This window comes from Neobacillus drentensis, assembly GCF_021560175.1.
In the GTDB taxonomy this organism is placed as follows: Bacteria; Bacillota; Bacilli; order Bacillales; family Cytobacillaceae; genus Neobacillus; species Neobacillus drentensis_A.
In genome coordinates, this window is the sequence record NZ_CP091110.1 from 3,118,484 (window position 1) to 3,135,781 (window position 17,298).

Annotated in this window: 14 protein-coding genes; 11 read left to right on the top strand and 3 right to left on the bottom strand. The window is 36.7% G+C overall.

All coding sequences use genetic code 11. The annotated features are described in order from the left end of the window. Positions 1-265: 265 nt before the first annotated feature. Positions 266-724 (bottom strand): 2-thiouracil desulfurase family protein, encoded by a 459-nt coding sequence (locus tag L1999_RS14470; protein ID WP_235744184.1) that lies wholly within the window; start codon positions 722-724, stop codon positions 266-268. A gap of 395 nt (positions 725-1,119) precedes the next feature. On the opposite strand from L1999_RS14470, the gene L1999_RS14475 reads away from it, so the two are divergent. The 3 genes from L1999_RS14475 to L1999_RS14485 all read left to right on the top strand — a co-directional run bounded on the left by L1999_RS14475 (position 1,120) and on the right by L1999_RS14485 (position 3,774). Continuing rightward, entirely contained in the window at positions 1,120-1,749 is a 630-nt protein-coding gene (locus tag L1999_RS14475; protein WP_235744185.1) for a MarC family protein, read from the top strand. Between the two features lie 370 nt (positions 1,750-2,119). Next, entirely contained in the window at positions 2,120-2,866 is a 747-nt protein-coding gene (locus tag L1999_RS14480; protein WP_235744186.1) for an HAD family hydrolase, read from the top strand. 521 nt (positions 2,867-3,387) lie between these two features. Next, complete coding sequence (locus L1999_RS14485) at positions 3,388-3,774, top strand: GNAT family N-acetyltransferase (RefSeq protein ID WP_430540039.1); 387 nt, start codon at positions 3,388-3,390, stop codon at positions 3,772-3,774. A 498-nt stretch (positions 3,775-4,272) separates the two neighbouring features. Here the strand turns inward: L1999_RS14485 and L1999_RS14490 are convergent, their stop codons facing one another. Then, positions 4,273-4,971: a VIT1/CCC1 transporter family protein gene (locus L1999_RS14490; protein ID WP_235744188.1), complete on the bottom strand. Its 699-nt coding sequence runs from the start codon at positions 4,969-4,971 to the stop codon at positions 4,273-4,275. Positions 4,972-5,789: 818 nt separating this feature from the next. Here L1999_RS14490 and L1999_RS14495 point away from each other — a divergent pair. Beyond that, on the top strand, positions 5,790-6,395 hold the full coding sequence (locus L1999_RS14495; protein ID WP_235744189.1) for a DedA family protein: 606 nt from the start codon (positions 5,790-5,792) through the stop codon (positions 6,393-6,395). Between the two features lie 183 nt (positions 6,396-6,578). Then, positions 6,579-6,734 (top strand): hypothetical protein, encoded by a 156-nt coding sequence (locus L1999_RS14500; protein WP_235744190.1) that lies wholly within the window; start codon positions 6,579-6,581, stop codon positions 6,732-6,734. 48 nt (positions 6,735-6,782) lie between these two features. Here L1999_RS14500 and L1999_RS14505 read toward each other — a convergent pair whose 3' ends face one another. Further along, positions 6,783-7,439, bottom strand: a complete 657-nt coding sequence (locus L1999_RS14505; protein ID WP_235744191.1) for a phosphatase PAP2 family protein — start codon at positions 7,437-7,439, stop codon at positions 6,783-6,785. Positions 7,440-7,953: 514 nt separating this feature from the next. Between L1999_RS14505 and L1999_RS14510 the strand changes: the two genes are divergently transcribed. The 6 genes from L1999_RS14510 to L1999_RS14535 all read left to right on the top strand — a co-directional run bounded on the left by L1999_RS14510 (position 7,954) and on the right by L1999_RS14535 (position 17,071). Beyond that, entirely contained in the window at positions 7,954-9,186 is a 1,233-nt protein-coding gene (locus L1999_RS14510; RefSeq protein ID WP_235744192.1) for a COG4705 family protein, read from the top strand. A gap of 156 nt (positions 9,187-9,342) precedes the next feature. Further along, positions 9,343-10,143 (top strand): COG4705 family protein, encoded by an 801-nt coding sequence (locus L1999_RS14515; protein ID WP_235739205.1) that lies wholly within the window; start codon positions 9,343-9,345, stop codon positions 10,141-10,143. 499 nt (positions 10,144-10,642) lie between these two features. Continuing rightward, positions 10,643-13,924: an SH3 domain-containing protein gene (locus L1999_RS14520; RefSeq protein WP_235739206.1), complete on the top strand. Its 3,282-nt coding sequence runs from the start codon at positions 10,643-10,645 to the stop codon at positions 13,922-13,924. Between the two features lie 532 nt (positions 13,925-14,456). Continuing rightward, entirely contained in the window at positions 14,457-15,101 is a 645-nt protein-coding gene (trhA, locus tag L1999_RS14525) for a PAQR family membrane homeostasis protein TrhA (RefSeq protein ID WP_235739207.1), read from the top strand. A gap of 500 nt (positions 15,102-15,601) precedes the next feature. Next, positions 15,602-16,033, top strand: a complete 432-nt coding sequence (locus L1999_RS14530) for a hypothetical protein (RefSeq protein ID WP_235739208.1) — start codon at positions 15,602-15,604, stop codon at positions 16,031-16,033. 75 nt (positions 16,034-16,108) lie between these two features. Next, positions 16,109-17,071: a coiled-coil domain-containing protein gene (locus L1999_RS14535; RefSeq protein ID WP_235739209.1), complete on the top strand. Its 963-nt coding sequence runs from the start codon at positions 16,109-16,111 to the stop codon at positions 17,069-17,071. The last annotated feature ends 227 nt before the right edge of the window (positions 17,072-17,298 follow it).

Consider the following 17,298-nt stretch of genomic DNA (forward strand, 5'->3'; position numbering starts at 1 on the left):
CATTTGCTAACGAAAGAACGTGTACGATCAGAAATTTACTCCAAGATCGGGTCGAGGTAGGTCATAAGCCGATCTGCCCAAAAGGTTAAAGAACAACCTTTCATCAGGCCCGTCTTGTGCTTGTCGCTGATAGACGGACGCCTTGCGCTTTTCTTTTTGGCCTAGTTAAATTTTAATGTTGATAATTATTAGTTAAAATTAAAGGAAACCCAGTTTTATTATGGGTTTCCCTATTTTTTTAATAAAGCCTCCGTTGGGTGTGTATTCAAAGGAGGTCTACAACAAATTGTTCTTCTGAAATTACTTGAAATCCATTTCTTTTGAGTAAGGATGAAGTAACTCCATTTCCAACAACTTTCTTGCCTTTAAACTCACCATTATAAATCATTGTACTTCCACAGGAGGGACTATTCTCTTTTAGAACAACTAATGTGGCATTAGTATTTTTAGCCATTTCTAAAGCAGCATACGCTCCTTTTATATAAAGTTCGGTAACATCTTTTCCCGATTTCTCCACAACCTTAGCCTTTCCATCCAGTACATCTTCTCCGTCTCCTCCAATTATTTCAGCAGGTTCCCTTGGGGTTGAAAATCCTCCAAGTAGTTCAGGGCAGACAGTAAAGGCTTTATTTTCCTCGATTAATTTAGCTAACCTTTCATCTAAACTATGTGTACCGTTATATCTTACCTTTAATCCCGCCAAACAAGAACTGACTAAAATCATAACTCCCTCCAAAAATATATGAAATGTTTAAATTATACTGTACTAAACCGTAGTTGAAAAAGCGTTATACCTGAATTTAGACAAACGCAGACTATCATAAGTCTCTGTCATCTTAAATACAAATGATGTTAGCAAAAGTTCTTTAATATGTTGCTTAGTGTTTTCGTTACTGCGGCTACGCTTTTTCCATCTAAAACCTCTCCCGAATGTTTGTTCTTAGTAAGAATACTATGAATTTGGAAAGGTATCAATTATTAACAATATTCTATAACAGAGCCTTCTTTTTTGAAGTGACTTGTTTAATGTTATCCTTGCTAAATTGTTTCGTTTTCTCAATGTGGGTAATATATAAAGATGAATTCAAAAAAGGTTAAAGTGAGTTAGGAGGGAACTTTTTGGTTAGTCTACTTCTTAAAATGATTGTATCGTTTTTCGCTGTGATGAATCCGATCGGGAATATTCCAATTTTTATTTCCCTTACCAACGGATATTCTCAACAGCAAAAGAAACATACGGCAAGGAAAGCGGCAATTGTTTCCTTGTGTATTCTTACCGTATTTCTGGTGCTAGGCAACTTTATATTTTCTATATTCGGTATTACGATTCATGCGTTTCGAATTGCTGGAGGAATTCTTATTTTCGGAATTGCTTTTAATCTTTTACATGCAAAGAATTCAAACGCGCAGACACCGCATTCTGAAGAAAAAAAGGAAGCAGAAGAAAAGGAGGATATATCGATTACTCCTCTGGCGCTGCCTATTATGGCTGGTCCTGGTACGATTGCAACGGTTATGGCTCACACAGGTTCCGGTTCCTTTGACATCTCCAATTTAATCCTTGTGTTTATTGGATTTGCGCTAGTATTAGCACTTTCTTATGTGCTGTTTTACTATTCAACTCCTGTTATTAACAAAATTGGACAAGGTGGTTTAAATGTTGTAACACGATTAATGGGTTTGATCCTTGCTGTTATTTCGATCCAGATGATTGCAGAAGGTATAAAAGGTCTTTTCCCTCATTTGTAATACAAGTTCTTTATTGATCTAAAGGCAGGTTAGTAGAAGAGGGATTTAAAACATAAGCCTAATTTCTCGCTAAAATAGGGAGGAAATAGGCTTTTTTTACTTATACATCCTAAACGTTTACATGCCGTTTCTTGAAATTATCCCAAATGAATATTCATTGGACCTTTTGAAAAAATTTTTCACGTATATTTTTAAAAATTTATCCAACCAATTACACATAGGTAGAAATTCGACTAATACTTTTCATTCATTGAGACAAGATTCATTCTAATACAATAGGATGAATTTGAAATTGGGAATTGCCTTACAATCATTGGTAGTATGAAAAAGTCATATTATAAATTACATCGTATTAAGGGGGAATTGGTTTATGAATCAACAAACCTTGATATTTGATTTAGACGATACGTTAATACGCAGTAACAAATACTTCAAGAGGGCAGAAAATGAATTTGTTAAACAATTAAAGGAATGGTTCGAGCAGGTACCGATTGAAGAAATCAAGGAAAAACACAATGAATACCATTTGAACTATCTGGAGAAGTACGGTTTACACTCATCAAAATATCCAGAAACACTTGAAGCAACGTATATGCACTTTTGCAAAAAATACAAAAAAGAATTAAGGATAAACGAGATTAAGCTCATTCATGAAATGGGTCAAAGTTTATTTAAAATCAAAGTAGAACCGCTTCCCCATATGTATAAGGTATTAAAAAAGTTAAAAGCAGATCATCATCAACTCTTTTTATACACAGGAGGAGATATAGAGAACCAGTGCAGAAAAATTACGCAGTTAGACTTGGAGCCTTTCTTCGAAGAAGGTATTTTTATTTTTGAAAACAAAAATAAAATGGCCTTACAAAAAGTATTAAACAAAATATGCGCCGAAAAGAACTCTACTTGGATGATTGGAAATTCACTTAGAACTGATATTAAGCAGGCAATCGACTTGGGAATAAATGCAATTTATATACCCTCCACAATTGAATGGAGCTACAACATTTTGGATACAAAAATTAAGCCACAGGGGACTCTTGCAGAATTACCTTCACTTCTAGAGCTCCCGGAATTTTTACGGGATCACATTTATTTTAATGAGACTATCTTTATTTAGAATATGAGGGTAATCTATACATTGAGATCTAAAAAAAATGGCAAGCGCGCAATTTTAGTGAAACTGTTTCAGACCATATAGGAGATTACTTAATGATACGAAGGAGGCGGAGTATCGAAATGAGGACTTTGAATATGGTTCTCTATGAATATAAATGGGGTATCCCAAAAGGATAACTTATAGGCGCTCCCCAATTTTAATAGAGCCTTCATTAAAATAGAGCTGCCAGATTCAATGACTATGCATCAATAGCCATCGAATCTGGCAGCTCTATACTTAATGGAAAGCAAAGGGTCAATTTCTGATTTGAACTTTAGGATAAGAACAATGCAACCTAAGAATTAACCCTTATACCAAGACCTAGATTTCACGATTTTTAATCAACGAATAGCATATTGTCTTGTTAATAAAAGTTACCATCCTATTAATGTATTCCATAAACAAAAGGAGGTATTGTAGTGAACAAACAAAAATTCATAATAACTCAGTATATTCCAAAGTACGCTGAACAGACAGTGGAAATGTGGCGAGATAGTAAGGAAGGGGCTATTGGCCAGAAAGAAAATCATAGTTTTAAAAGTCATGTTAATTTTTTAAATAATATATTACCCAAACAGTATCAAATAGATTTAGCGCTAATTGATGACAAAGTAGTTGGAATGGTTGCCTATAATGAAATAGAGATAAGCCAACTTTATATTCATATTGGCTATCAGGGAGTGGGTATAGGTCAAACATTACTTCAAAAGGTAAAAGAACAATCAAGTGGGAGATTAACATTATATACATTTGAAGTAAATGAAAACGCACAACGATTTTATGAAAAGAATGGATTTACTATCATTGGTAGAGGACACGAAAATGAGGAAAATTTACCTGATATCCAATATGAGTGGACAATAAAATAAATAATGCAAACAGAGAATATAAGCATAAAAAAAGACAGAGAATGTTTAACCGAAAAAAGGCGGTACTTTTTTTGGGGGTTGAAACGCCAAACCATATCCAATAGGACCAGCTTCATAACACACTCGAAGATTCTCTTTTTCTCCAAGCTTTTTTACTAACTTTCTAATGGATACCGGAGTGTTAGGAATCATTCCCCCAATACCTTGACTCATCACGACCTTCATCTGCAATGACATCGGCAATTTTTTCTTTTGAAACGTCTAAACTTACATATTTAATGGTATCCTTCATAATAGCTAGCGCCTTGAAAATTAATGTGCAGAAGTATCGGGCAAGTACATGCTTAACCTAGCTCTGCCCTCATCATAAAGTCAATCTATTGTTAAGGTTTTCCTCAGCACATCTTCCTCGCAAATATCCATTGCCCCACATAAATTGACCCAGCCATTAGGCTGGGGATGAATGTATTTATTGTTTACCACTTACGAATTCAACTATCAGGTGAGAATTCTTGCTAGACCGAATGCAACTGCTGCTGCAAGTCCTCCCGTAATCATTGTTTGAAATGCACTCTTTACCGGAGAAGTTCCTGTAAACCTTCCTTTTACATATCCAAAAATCAGTAAGGCGATCAGTGTGACAATAACAGAAACCATTAATGCTGTTGCAGGTTTATGAAAGATAAAATATGGAAACAAAGGGATTACCCCTCCGACAATATAAGATATAGCAATGGTAATCGCACTGTTTCTCGCTCTTGTCGGCTCCGGCTTTTCTAGCCCCAATTCAAATTTCATCATAAAATCCACCCATTTTTCAGGGTTCTTTTTCATGGTTTCAGTAATCGATTTGATTTGGTCTTCTTCAAGCCCATATTCCCTGAAAATTTCAGATACTTCCTCTTCTTCACGCTCTGGTAGTTCTATTACTTCACGCCGTTCACGGGCAAGTTCGGATTCATAATGTTCCGCATCTGTTTTTCCTGCCAAATATCCGCCAAGTCCCATTGCAATTGACCCTGCTGCAATTTCAGCACTTCCGGCAGTGAGAATTAATGTTGATGTATCAACAGCACCGGACAAACCAGCAGCCAATGCAAACGGTACGGTCAATCCGTCTGACATACCAATGACAACATCTCGAATGAAGTCAGATCCAGAAAAATGTTCTTCTACATGATGTAGGTGTTGATCCATTTTTTCACCTCCTAATTAACTAATGTAACACAAATATCAATTAATCATCACAAGTTTTAATTAATATACTAAACATCCTCTCGTCTTTATTTCAATTTATGTATTAAGATTTGAATGTTTATATTTCGTGCACTGTGATCCCTTTTCCTCAGTAAATACACTATTGCGGTAAATAGTTATTTTTACCCTTTTATAATCTAAAAATAAATTTTGAAAATGAAAGGGAAAAAGAAAATTAATGACCTAATCTATTAGATGATTAGGTCATTAAATTTTTTTCCTTGTTATTTAAAGGGATAGAAATAAACATCAATTTCCACCTTAATTCCCTTGAGGTCAAAAAGTGAATTGGAATCTTTACGAATTGGGCAATTAACATACCCAAAAGAAAAGCCAGAATGGGATAAGATAAGAACATTTTTCCACCTATACATATGAAATGATTTTATTTGGATTATTGCTTCGTTTATAGGGTAATGATTATATATTGGTGTAAACCAACCTCACATAGTAGCTTTTCCCAAGAATGACCACATTATAGTTACTTTCTTAGAGCAAAACCATTGGAGAATATTTTGATCAATGGGGCGGAAAGATGCTTCAACCTATATTGTGCAGGCAGGCACCATAAAGAAGGTTAATTGAGGTGGGTCATATAGAAAACTCTTAGTTTTCTATATGAATGATTAATAAATTACATTTTGAAATGGAGTAATTAGTTAATTGTAAGGAGAAGGTATTCTAAAAAATATTATAAAACTGCTGACTATTTCAGTAGCTTTTGATTTTGAGAAATTACGATCTAGGGAGATGTAAAAGTGGAGCAACACTTAGATTTTGTAATTGAACATTTTGGATATTTCGGAATCATTCTATTGCTAGTAGGAGGAATTATTGGACTTCCTGTACCCGATGAGGTTCTCCTAGCCTATGTAGGTTATAACGTATATCAAAATAAATTATCATACATATTTTCTTTATTTAGTGCATTTGCGGGGTCAATTGGTGGGATTTCACTTAGTTACTTCATTGGTTATAAATTTGGATTGCCTTTAATAAAAAAGTATGGAACAAAGATTCATATCACGGAAGAAAAAATCAATCGAACGCAGAAACTTTTTCTAAAGATCGGACCGATTCTTTTGTTAATTGGCTACTTTATCCCCGGGGTTCGCCATCTTACGGCGTATGTTGCAGCATTAAATAAATATCCTTTTAGAAAATTTGTTATCTTTTCCTATATTGGAGCGGTAATATGGAGCTTTACTTTTATTACTTTAGGTACAAAGTTAGGTGAAAATTGGAATCTAGTTGGATCTTATGTGTCAAAGTATAGTTTTTATTTAATATTAATTTCTTTATTGTTGTTGGTTGTTGTCCTTAGTTTTTGGAAAAAAAGACAGCGGTTTATTAAAAAGAAATAAAACCTGTTGTGTCTTTCCATATGAATAAAGTGTTAGTACTACCGTTTCTTTGAAAAAGGATTACTATAATTTTAAAGAGGTGAATGAAGGAATCCGTAAGGAAAGAGTTGTACTATGCAACCACGGAAGTATTCAAAAGGCATATGTAGAGATATGGTACCAAAAGGACAAAGAGGAATGGCTATGGGAACATTTAATGCATTAACCGGTATATCTTCATTACCAGCTAGTGTAATGGCAGGATTTTTGTGGCAAACATCTGGGGCTTTTACAGCTTTTTGTGTAAGCAGTTTACTTCCGATTATTTCTACATTGCTTATGTTTATCCTCCGTATATAACTGATGCAAAAAAGGAATAGCCATCGATGTGGAGCTATTCCTTTTTTACTAATTTGTTAGATTCTTTTTATATTGTCTTTCCTTATATCTTTGATAAAAACCAATTGCAAAGGTCAGCCAGAAGGCGCTAATAAAGTAACCCGCGATTATATCACTAGGATAATGAACTCCAAGGTAAATACGACTTATTCCTATGGTTACAATCATAAACCCACTTAAAATGATTAAAAGTGTCCGCCCTAATCGGGAAGAAATATGTCGCCATAACAAGAATGTCAGAACTCCATATAATGCGAACGCCATGGTTGCATGACCACTAGGGAAACTGTAATTACTTACTTCGGCTAAGCGATGTAAATCTGGTCGGGCTCTATGAAACAACTGCTTTAATGTTGCAAAGAGAATATTAGCACCTAAGATAACGGCAATAAATAATACAAGTTCTGAACGATGTTTTAATACCTTATACAGAAAAATAATAGCAAAAAGCGAAATCACTATTACAGGAATGGTTCCACCAATAAATGAGAAAATTCTCATAATAGTTGTTTGCATTGGGGCTTCAAAACCTTGGATAAAAGAAATAATTCTTCCGTCGAAGGTAAGTATGGCATGTTTACTAACAAGAAGTGCCATAATGCCAAATCCAAAAAGTGAGACGAAACTTATTAGAAATGCAATGAAAAGTTGCTTTTTTAAATTCATCACTCAAAACCTCGATTCATATATTAATCATTTATTAAAGTAAAATGTTCATATAAAGATTACCTAATCTTTTTTGTATTGTATAACATTTCCCTTAACTTGAGTTATACCCCTAATTTTTAATGTTAAAGATGGGATGGTTGCGGGATCCCGTTTTTTTGTGCTAATGGTCACAATAGTTAAATAATTACATTGATAATAATGAAACATTTTGCTGGATATTTGCTAATCAGCAAATACCGTATGTTTACCCTTCCATTTTTCCATCCCGTTTGTGCTGCATAGCTCTAATCAACATTTTTTGTTAAATCACTCATCTTTCACCTCTAAGATTTATATGACTACACGGAATAGTTCTTAAAATTTCACTAATAAAAAATGATAGAAATTTAATAGTCACTTAAGATAGATTTAATCTCTCCTTAATAAACATTGAAAATCATTATACTATAGTTGAGTTTAGTGATGAAAATATGGCTTAGATAATAATGGTTTAAAAAAAGGAGATGGGCTTTTGTCAAAGAAATTATCAGTTCCTAAAAATACGGTACGACAAGGACCGACCGTAAAACAATTGTTTAGCAAGGTCCCAGATGTGACTATTTTCTTCTGGATTATTAAGATTTTATGTACAACTGTCGGTGAAACATTTGCCGATTTCCTTAACTTCAACCTTGGATTTGGATTAACTAACACTACGATCATTATAGGAATAGCGTTTTTCATTGTATTGTTTCTTCAATTTAGAGAAAAGAAATACGTTCCAGCCATTTATTGGACAACGGTTGTGCTTATAAGCGTTTTTGGAACATTGGTCACAGATAATTTAACAGACGGGATAGGTGTACCTCTTGAGGTAAGCACGGCTGTTTTTTCTGTTCTTCTGGGATTAACTTTTCTATTTTGGTACCTAAGTGAAAAAACACTCTCCATCCACTCAATCTATACAACAAAAAGAGAAGTATTCTATTGGCTCACCATTCTATTTACATTTGCACTCGGAACGGCAGTAGGTGACTTATATTCCGAACAACTAGGTCTTGGTTATCTTAATACAGGTATAACAGTAATCATTATTATCGCTTGTATATTCATAGCATGGAAAATGAAACTAGATGGTGTACTAGCATTTTGGATTGCGTATATCTTGACTCGTCCACTAGGTGCATCATTAGGAGATTTCCTCTCTCAACCAAAAGTTAATGGCGGGATAGGATTGGGTACAACTGTGACTAGTGTCATTTTTCTAGTTGCTATCTTAGCGATCATCGTTTTTCTTGCTGTTACAAAAATTGATATTAAGGCAAAAAGTGAAACAGCAAAAACAAATCAAACTATTGGAAGCAAGAAAAATGTTATGACACAAACCATTGCGGCACTATGTATTTTCTTAATGGTTGGTATTGGAGGTTATGTGTGGAAAAGTAATGCTATCGCATCGCAAACAGATTCTTCGCACACTTCATTAGGTGGACAATTAACAGGATTTATTAAAATTGAAAATGATATGCTAACGGATGTAAACTCAAAAAACTTTAGTTCGGCTAAAACAAGTGCGGATGTTTTAGAACATCAATGGGACACTTCAGAAGCTAAGCTTAGGAAGATCGATGGCACCACATGGACTAAAATTGATGGTACGATTGACGTTGTATTAGCAGCTGCTCGTTCGGCTAATCCAGTTGCCAGCAAGTGTAAAGTTTCCCTAAACCATTCGCTAAGCGTCCTTAACGGTGCAAATAAATAAAAACTTTTAGGAATCGTAAATAGCGGTTCCCTTTTAAAATATACAGGCAAACTATTTAATTTTATTTTAAGAGGGAAGAAACGTGCTAATTAAAGAAGTAAAAGGAACTAAAAAGTTGCTTGATAGTCATTAAAGATATTGGAAGAAGGTCGTAATATGAACAAGTCTTTATCAATCACAATGAATCAGTCTAAAGAAATGCTTGCTAAAGTTCCGGAAATCACACTCTACTTTTGGATTACTAAGCTTCTGACTACTGGAATGGGTGAGGTGGCATCTGATTATTTATTCGAGAATCTAAATCCTTTCATTTCAGCACCTTTAAGTGTTCTCATTTTTGTAGCCGCCATGATCTTACAGTTCAAAGTACGTCGATATATACCTGCGGTCTACTGGTTAGTTGTCATTATGGTTAGTATATTTGGCACAATGGCTGCAGATGTGGTTCGGGTCGGACTAGGTATTCCCTACATCATTTCAACGATTGTCTTTATAGGCGCACTCACTGCCGTTCTCATAACCTGGTATTCCAAAGAAAAAACTCTGTCCGTACACAGCATCTTCACCCGTCGCCGCGAGATCTTTTACTGGCTTACTGTACTGGTAACATTTGCACTCGGTACCGCCGCAGGGGATATGACCGCCTCAAGCATGCACTTGGGCTACTTATCTTCAGGTTTGTTATTTAGTATCTTGCTAGTTATTCCAGCTTTGGGTTACCGATTCTTTGGTTTTAATGAAATTTTTGCTTTCTGGTTCGCCTATATCATGACTCGACCAGTAGGTGCTTCGTTCTCGGATTGGTTAGCAGCGTCTCAAGCCCATGGTGGACTGGGAATAGACAAAGGGACGGTTAGCCTTGTTTTACTGATTATTATCATTCTCCTAGTCGTCTTTAGAGGAGGTTCACCCGCAAAAAGCTTGGAATTTAAGGACGAGAAGGGAAAAGCATCTTAATAAAAATGTAATGGATTTATTTTCACTAAACGGATCGTTAGTTAAAGAACATTCGGTTTTCGTGATTGCCTTTTTTGTTGGCAGAACAGGTGAGGTAAGTCATAATTATGGTTGAATCTATCAATCTACAGGATATACAACCATCGCCACAACGTTTGCAAACTTATGAGCGACCTCAGCTCAGTTGGAAAGGCATAAGAATGGTTACATTTTCGGTTCACTTAATTTTTTTAAGTGGGCTTTTTTCATTTATTGGATAATAACTAAATTTTTATAATTTCGTAAAACCTTTCATTTACATCTATCTAAAAAGAGATCGTGGGGCCATTTCCTAGGAGGCAATCAAATAGTTCAAATCAACCACCAAGGATTCCTATTTTTCCGCAAATTTACCCAAATTTTACGTAAATTTGGCAAAATCCTTTGAATTTCTTCCTCTTTTTCCGTTATTATGAAATAGAGGAAGTTTACTATAATCATATTTTTTGAAGGAGGAGCAATGAAACCAACAAGAATAACACGTAAGAAAAAATTTTCTGAAGATTATCGGTTGACGGGTAAAGTGGTAAAGAAGGCGATATTACCAACGTTTTGTTTCGCTGTACTCTCCACGGTTGCTTTTGAAAAAGCTGTTTTTGCAGACTCGAGCTTAACACAAGTCAGCGCCAAACAGGCAGTGACAAAGTACGTCAATATTTCCAGCGGCACATTGAATTTACGAAGTGGAGCTTCTAGCAGCGCTTCGGTTGTGGTAGCTCTTTCGAAAGGGACCGCAGTCACCGTCTACTCTGAATCGGGCGGTTGGGCGAAAGTGAAAGCCAATGGGAAAGACGGGTATGTTAGCGCGAGCTTTTTATCTGCTACAAATCCTAGCAGTTCCACTACCGCAGCTGCGGCTCCAACGACAACCAAGTATGTCAATGTCTCAGGCGGATCATTGAATTTACGAAGTGGAGCTTCTAGCAGCGCTTCCGTTGTGGCGACTCTTTCGAAAGGAACCGCTGTCACCGTCTACTCTGAATCGGGCGGTTGGGCGAAAGTGAAGGCCAATGGGAAAGACGGGTATGTCAGTGCGAGCTTTTTATCTGCTGCAAATCCTAGCAGTTCCACTACACCAGCTGCGGCTCAAACGACAACCAAGTATGTCAATGTCTCCAGCGGCTCATTGAATTTACGAAGTGGAGCTTCTAGCAGCGCTTCCGTTGTGGCGACTCTTTCGAAAGGGACCGCAGTCACCGTCTACTCCGAAGCGAACGGTTGGGCGAAAGTGAAGGCCAATGGGAAAGACGGGTATGTCAGCGCGAGCTTTTTATCGGCTGCAAATCCTAGCAGTTCCACTACACCAGCTGCGGCTCCAACGACAACCAAGTATGTCAATGTCTCCAGCGGCTCATTGAATTTACGAAGTGGAGCTTCTAGCAGCGCTTCCGTTGTGGCGACTCTTTCGAAAGGGACCGCAGTCACCGTCTACTCCGAAGCGAACGGTTGGGCGAAAGTGAAGGCCAATGGGAAAGACGGGTATGTCAGCGCGAGCTTTTTATCGGCTGCAAATCCGAGCAGTACTACTACGCCAGTTGCGGCTCAAACGACAACCAAGTATGTCAATATTTCCAGCGGCTCATTGAATATGCGCAATGGAGCTTCTACCAGTGCATCTATTACCGTCAAACTTGCCAAAGGGATTGCTGTTCAAGTTCTTTCCGAAGCGGGAGGATGGTCAAAAATCACGGTCTATGGAAAAACGGGGTATGTTAACTCTAGTTTTCTATCACCAACAGACCCAAAAGTTACTGTAAATAATTCTACTCCAACCGCTAATCCGTCTGTAGCAAAATATGTAAATATTACTTCTGGCTCCAGCTTAAATGTTCGGAAAAGTGCTTCCACCAGTTCTGCCATATTGACAAAACTTACACATGGAACAGAAGTAATGGTATATTCCGAGTCAAACGGATGGGCGGAAATACTAGTTAATGGGCAGAAGGGTTATGTAAGCGCTCAGTTTCTCACAGCGTCTAAACCAACAACCGGTACTACATCAGGAGCGGAGCAAACAACCAAAAAATATGTAAATGTCAGTGTAGGCTCTTCCTTAAATATGCGGAAAAGCGCCTCCTCAGATGCATCTATTTTGCTTAAGTTATCAAGAGGGGTAGAAGTAACCGTTTATTCCGTTTCAAATGGATGGGCTAAAATCAAAGTTTATGAACAAACTGGATATGTTAGTGCTGATTTTTTGTCTGATACAAAACCTACACCTGGAACAGACTCCACGACAGGGTCTGAAAGCAATTCTGATTCAGGAGCCAATACGAACCCTGACAGCAGCTCCGATTTAGCAGGCAGTACGAACCCGGATAACAGTTCAGATGCAACATCCAGTACAAAACCGGATAGCAGTTCAGACTCAACATCCAGTACAAACCCGGATAGCAGTTCAGACTCAACATCCGGTACGAACCCGGATAGCAGTTCAGACTCAACATCCGGTACGAACCCGGATAGCAGTTCAGACTCAACATCCGGTACGAACCCGGATAGCAGTTCCGATTCAGCAACCAGTACGAACCCGGATAGCAGTTCAGACTCAACATCCAGTACAAGCCCAGATAGCAGTTCAGAACAGATTAATGGGGAAAAGGTTGTAAAATACGTAGATGTGATTTATGGCTCCAGCTTAAATATGCGCGCATCCGCTTCAGCAAATGCAGCCATTATTACAAAGCTGGCGCGGGGGACCGTTGTCACTGTCCTATCAGAGGATAATGGCTGGGCGAAAGTAACAGCCAATGGTTTAACTGGTTACGTCAGCACTCGGTACTTATCAGTAACAGCACCCTTTAATCCGAATACCACAGCTAGTTCAACTGAAGTTACATATGAAAACTATACTACTAGCTTAGCAGACATGGTAAAAACAGAGATGGCTGTTCATCCGCAAACAGATAAGAAGTATAATACCTTCATTAGGGAAGATGCATTAAAGGTGACTAGTTCTACAGCTGCCATCGTCAATGGAGGAAGCTGGAATGTAAGAGGGGGAGCTGGTACAAATTATTGGGTCATCGGCCAGGTAACGAACCAGCAGAGTGTTCAACTCTTAAATAAAGTAAAGGGATCCGATGGCTATAATTGGTACCAAATTGCTTATGATAAAACTTGGGTTAACGCAAGCCCGGATGATGTAAGTTATTATTTGGATCCGAAAAATTTTCAAGGTAAGACGATAGACTCGCTGCAATTTCTAAAACTATCCGTAACCGCAAGTCTTAATGCTGATGAAGTAAACGCAAGAATTTTAACCGGAAAAGGCATATTGGTAGGGTTAGCTTCCACGTTCATTTCGGCTGGCACTAAATATGGCATAAATGAAATGTATCTTATTTCTCATGCTCTATTAGAAACGAGTAATGGTACATCCCAGCTTGCAAACGGTGTCCAAATAAATGGTAAAACGGTTTATAATATGTACGGAATTGGTGCATATGACAATTCTGCTGTTACCAGTGGAGCTCAATTTGCTTATAATGCTGGTTGGTTCACTCCTGAAGCGGCTATTATTGGCGGAGCCCAATTCATTGCCAATGGCTATATTAATGCAGGACAAGATACGCTTTATAAAATGAGATGGAATCCGAAAGCTGTAGCGACAACGGGCAATGCTAGCCATCAGTATGCTACTGATATTGGCTGGGCAGCAAAACAAGTTTCGCAAATATATAATTTATATAATTTAATAGATTCCTATAAACTAGTGTTAGAGATACCTAAATACAATTAGATATGATTCTCAGTGATAAGATAGGGGCAGCCCCTTTATGGGCTGCCCCTATTAGTACAATAAGTGTTATCCTTCAAAAGGGGATATGAAACCGTTTAGTTTAATAGTGTCCGAATTGGGATTATTGGTTGTCTTCAACAAATGGACAGATTTGTGAGGAAGCCCCTCATTTTGCCTATTCTACTGATTTTTACATGTACTTGGGCACTATCAACCTTTATTTTGCCCGTTCTACTGATTTTTACATGCGCACGGGCACTAATAAACTTTATTTTGCCCATTCTACTGATTTTTACATGAACTCGGGCACTATCAGCCTTTATTTTGCCCGTTCTACTGATTTTTACATGAACTCGGGCACTATCAACCTTTATTTTGCCCGTTCTATTGATTTTCCCATGCGCATGGGCACTATTAACCTAAATAAGAAAATATTCGAGTATTAAATTCAACCTATGACATTTGTATATTCCGTTCTTGCTAATACTTGTTACAATAAATCATATCCATTCCAGTAGGGGAGAATTTATTTATGGCTAACACACACACTTTTAGCAAGGGCGAGGAAGTCGCAAACTCTATTACTCATGGTATAGGTGCTCTTCTAAGCATTGCAGCATTAGTACTGTTAATTGTATTTGCTTCATTACATGGCAACGCTTGGCATATTGTCAGTTTCACTTTATTTGGTTCTAGCATGTTATTAATGTATACATCATCTACACTGTTACATGCATTCCCTGAAGGTAGCAAAGTGAAAGACATATTTGAAATCTTTGATCATTCCTCTATCTACTTTTTTATCGCTGGAACGTACACACCATACCTGTTTTTAGTGGTTAAAGGGTGGTTAGGATGGACCATTTTTGGAATCGTCTGGGGACTCGCAATCGGAGGAACGGTGTTTAAATCCTTTTTTGTAAAGAAATTTTTATTCACTTCTACTGCGTTATATGTAGTAATGGGTTGGTTCATTGTATTCGCTTGGGGACCTTTATCCGAACACATGCCGCATTCTGGTTTGACGTATTTAATCATAGGTGGATTGTTCTATACTTTTGGCTCTGTTTTCTACATTTGGAGGGGATTCAAATATCACCATGCTGTATGGCACCTTTTCGTAATGGCTGGAAGTATGATGCATTTTTTCAGCGTACTAACACTTTTGCATAGATAACAGAGGGGGAGTAGCTGAATTTAAATGCTATACCCAAATAAAGTACAATTAAATTAGTAGAAGCTGCCCCATTTGTTTAGCAGCTTCTATATTTGATTAGCTTAGTTAAAAGAAACGTTTGTGTTCATGTTAATATTTCATATTTCTTGAAATAAGAATCTACTTATTATTATAATTTTTAATTCTTTACAAATCTGTGAAAACAATTAGAGTTTGCGATGATATGATTAAAAAAAATGCTATAATTTCTTGTAGTAAATATTTCCTCGTTATTTGTTTATTGCTGAGTTAAAACCTCAATTATCAATTTTTTTCCGCCATAAATATTCTCATAAAGATTTTTTCACGCTTTACTCCATTTTACAACCTATACTCCTATTTCATAGCAGTCTTCTTTATCTATCTGACATTTCTTATAAATTTCTTGAAGGGTAGGTGCCATCATTTTCATTTATCTAATAAACAAAACATGATTTTTTCATTTTATTAAGGGGTTTTATATGATGGCATCTATCCAAATACCTGTTGCATGCCCAGAATGTGGAAGAATTGCTATTGAAGATTATTATTATCGAACGGGTGCAGGATATATCATCTGCCAATGCTGTGGTTGTGAAGTTGAGCGAGAAGCAATATATGATAGTAAAAATAATACTTCTTATTTTGAGGAAGAAAAAAGAAAGGGGTATGGAAAATTTGTATTGGAAATGAAGGATGGAACCTTCAGTATTAAAAGATTAATGATTCCGTTGACAGTTGAACAATTTGAGATTTTTAAAGGAATGTTTTTTGACAGTAATGTCGACCATGAGAATAGTTATTTAGTTACGTATCAAAATGGTGAATTTTCAATATTGTTGGGTAATGTCCCAGATGAGTTTAAATTATCTTTTGATGAGTTTATCGAAAAATATGGATATGATTATGTATAGAGTAATTTCTAAAAACCATTTTACATTGGATAAGAAATAATTAATGTTTTTGGAATCAAAGATGGGAGGTGCTTTATGGAAGAAATATTAAATAAGATTCTTTCTGAACTGCAACATTTAGGTAATGGGCAAAAAGAATTAATCGGCCGCACCAGTAATTTAGATAAGGGGCAGAAAGAATTAATCGGCCGCACAGACAATTTGGAAAAGGGACAGAAGGTGCTATTAAGTCGCACTGATCAACTAGAAAAAGGACAGGGGGAGTTATTAAATCGCACTGATCAACTGGAAAAAGGACAGAGGGAGTTATTAGGTCGCACAGGTCAATTGGAAAAAGGACAGAGGGAGTTATTAGGTCGCACAGGCCAATTGGAAAAAGGACAAGAAGAACTAATTAAAAATCAAAAACATTTAACCGTTAGAATGGGAAGTGTTGAGAAGGGCCAACAAGAATTAATTGGCCGTACAGATCATTTGGAAAAAGGACAAGAAGAACTAATTAAAAGCCAAAAACAATTAACCGTTAGAATGGGAAATGTTGAGAAAGGGCAACAAGAATTAATTGGCCGTGCAGATAATTTGGAGAAAGGGCAACAAGAATTAATTATAAATCAAAAACAATTAACCGTTAGAATGGGAAGTGTTGAGAAGGGCCAACAAGAATTAATTGGCCGTACAGATCATTTGGAGAAAGGCCAACAAGAAATAATTTTAAATCAAAAACAATTAACCGTTAGAATGGGAAATGTTGAGAAGGGCCAACAAGAATTAATTGGCCGTGCAGATAATTTGGAGAAAGGGCAACAGCAATTAATAAGCCGTACAGATCATTTGGAAAAAGGACAAGAACTTTTAATTTCTGGTCAAGAAGAGATAAAAGATATGATTAAACACACTACTACACTCCTGACTGAAAATTCCACAAGCATCAGAAGAGATATGAAATCATTGGCATTTGATGTTAATTCAGATGTAGAGCTATTATTTAAAGAAATCGCAAATGTAAAAAGAAAAGTCAATAAACTTGAACCGAAATAAGCAATTATGATTTAAATCCGCTAGAAAAAGTTATCATATCTATTTTTGAGGGATTCCAGTAAAGTAATCGCCTCTATTTACCCCTTCCGAATTCCTCCAAAAGAATTGAACATTTCGTATATAGGTGTTATAAAAGGTTTATTGAAATTCAAAAGACTGTCTTCCACAATGGGGTCTGACGATGGTCGTAGCTCCAGGGTTGCTTCTTATATTCAAGGGGGTACAAC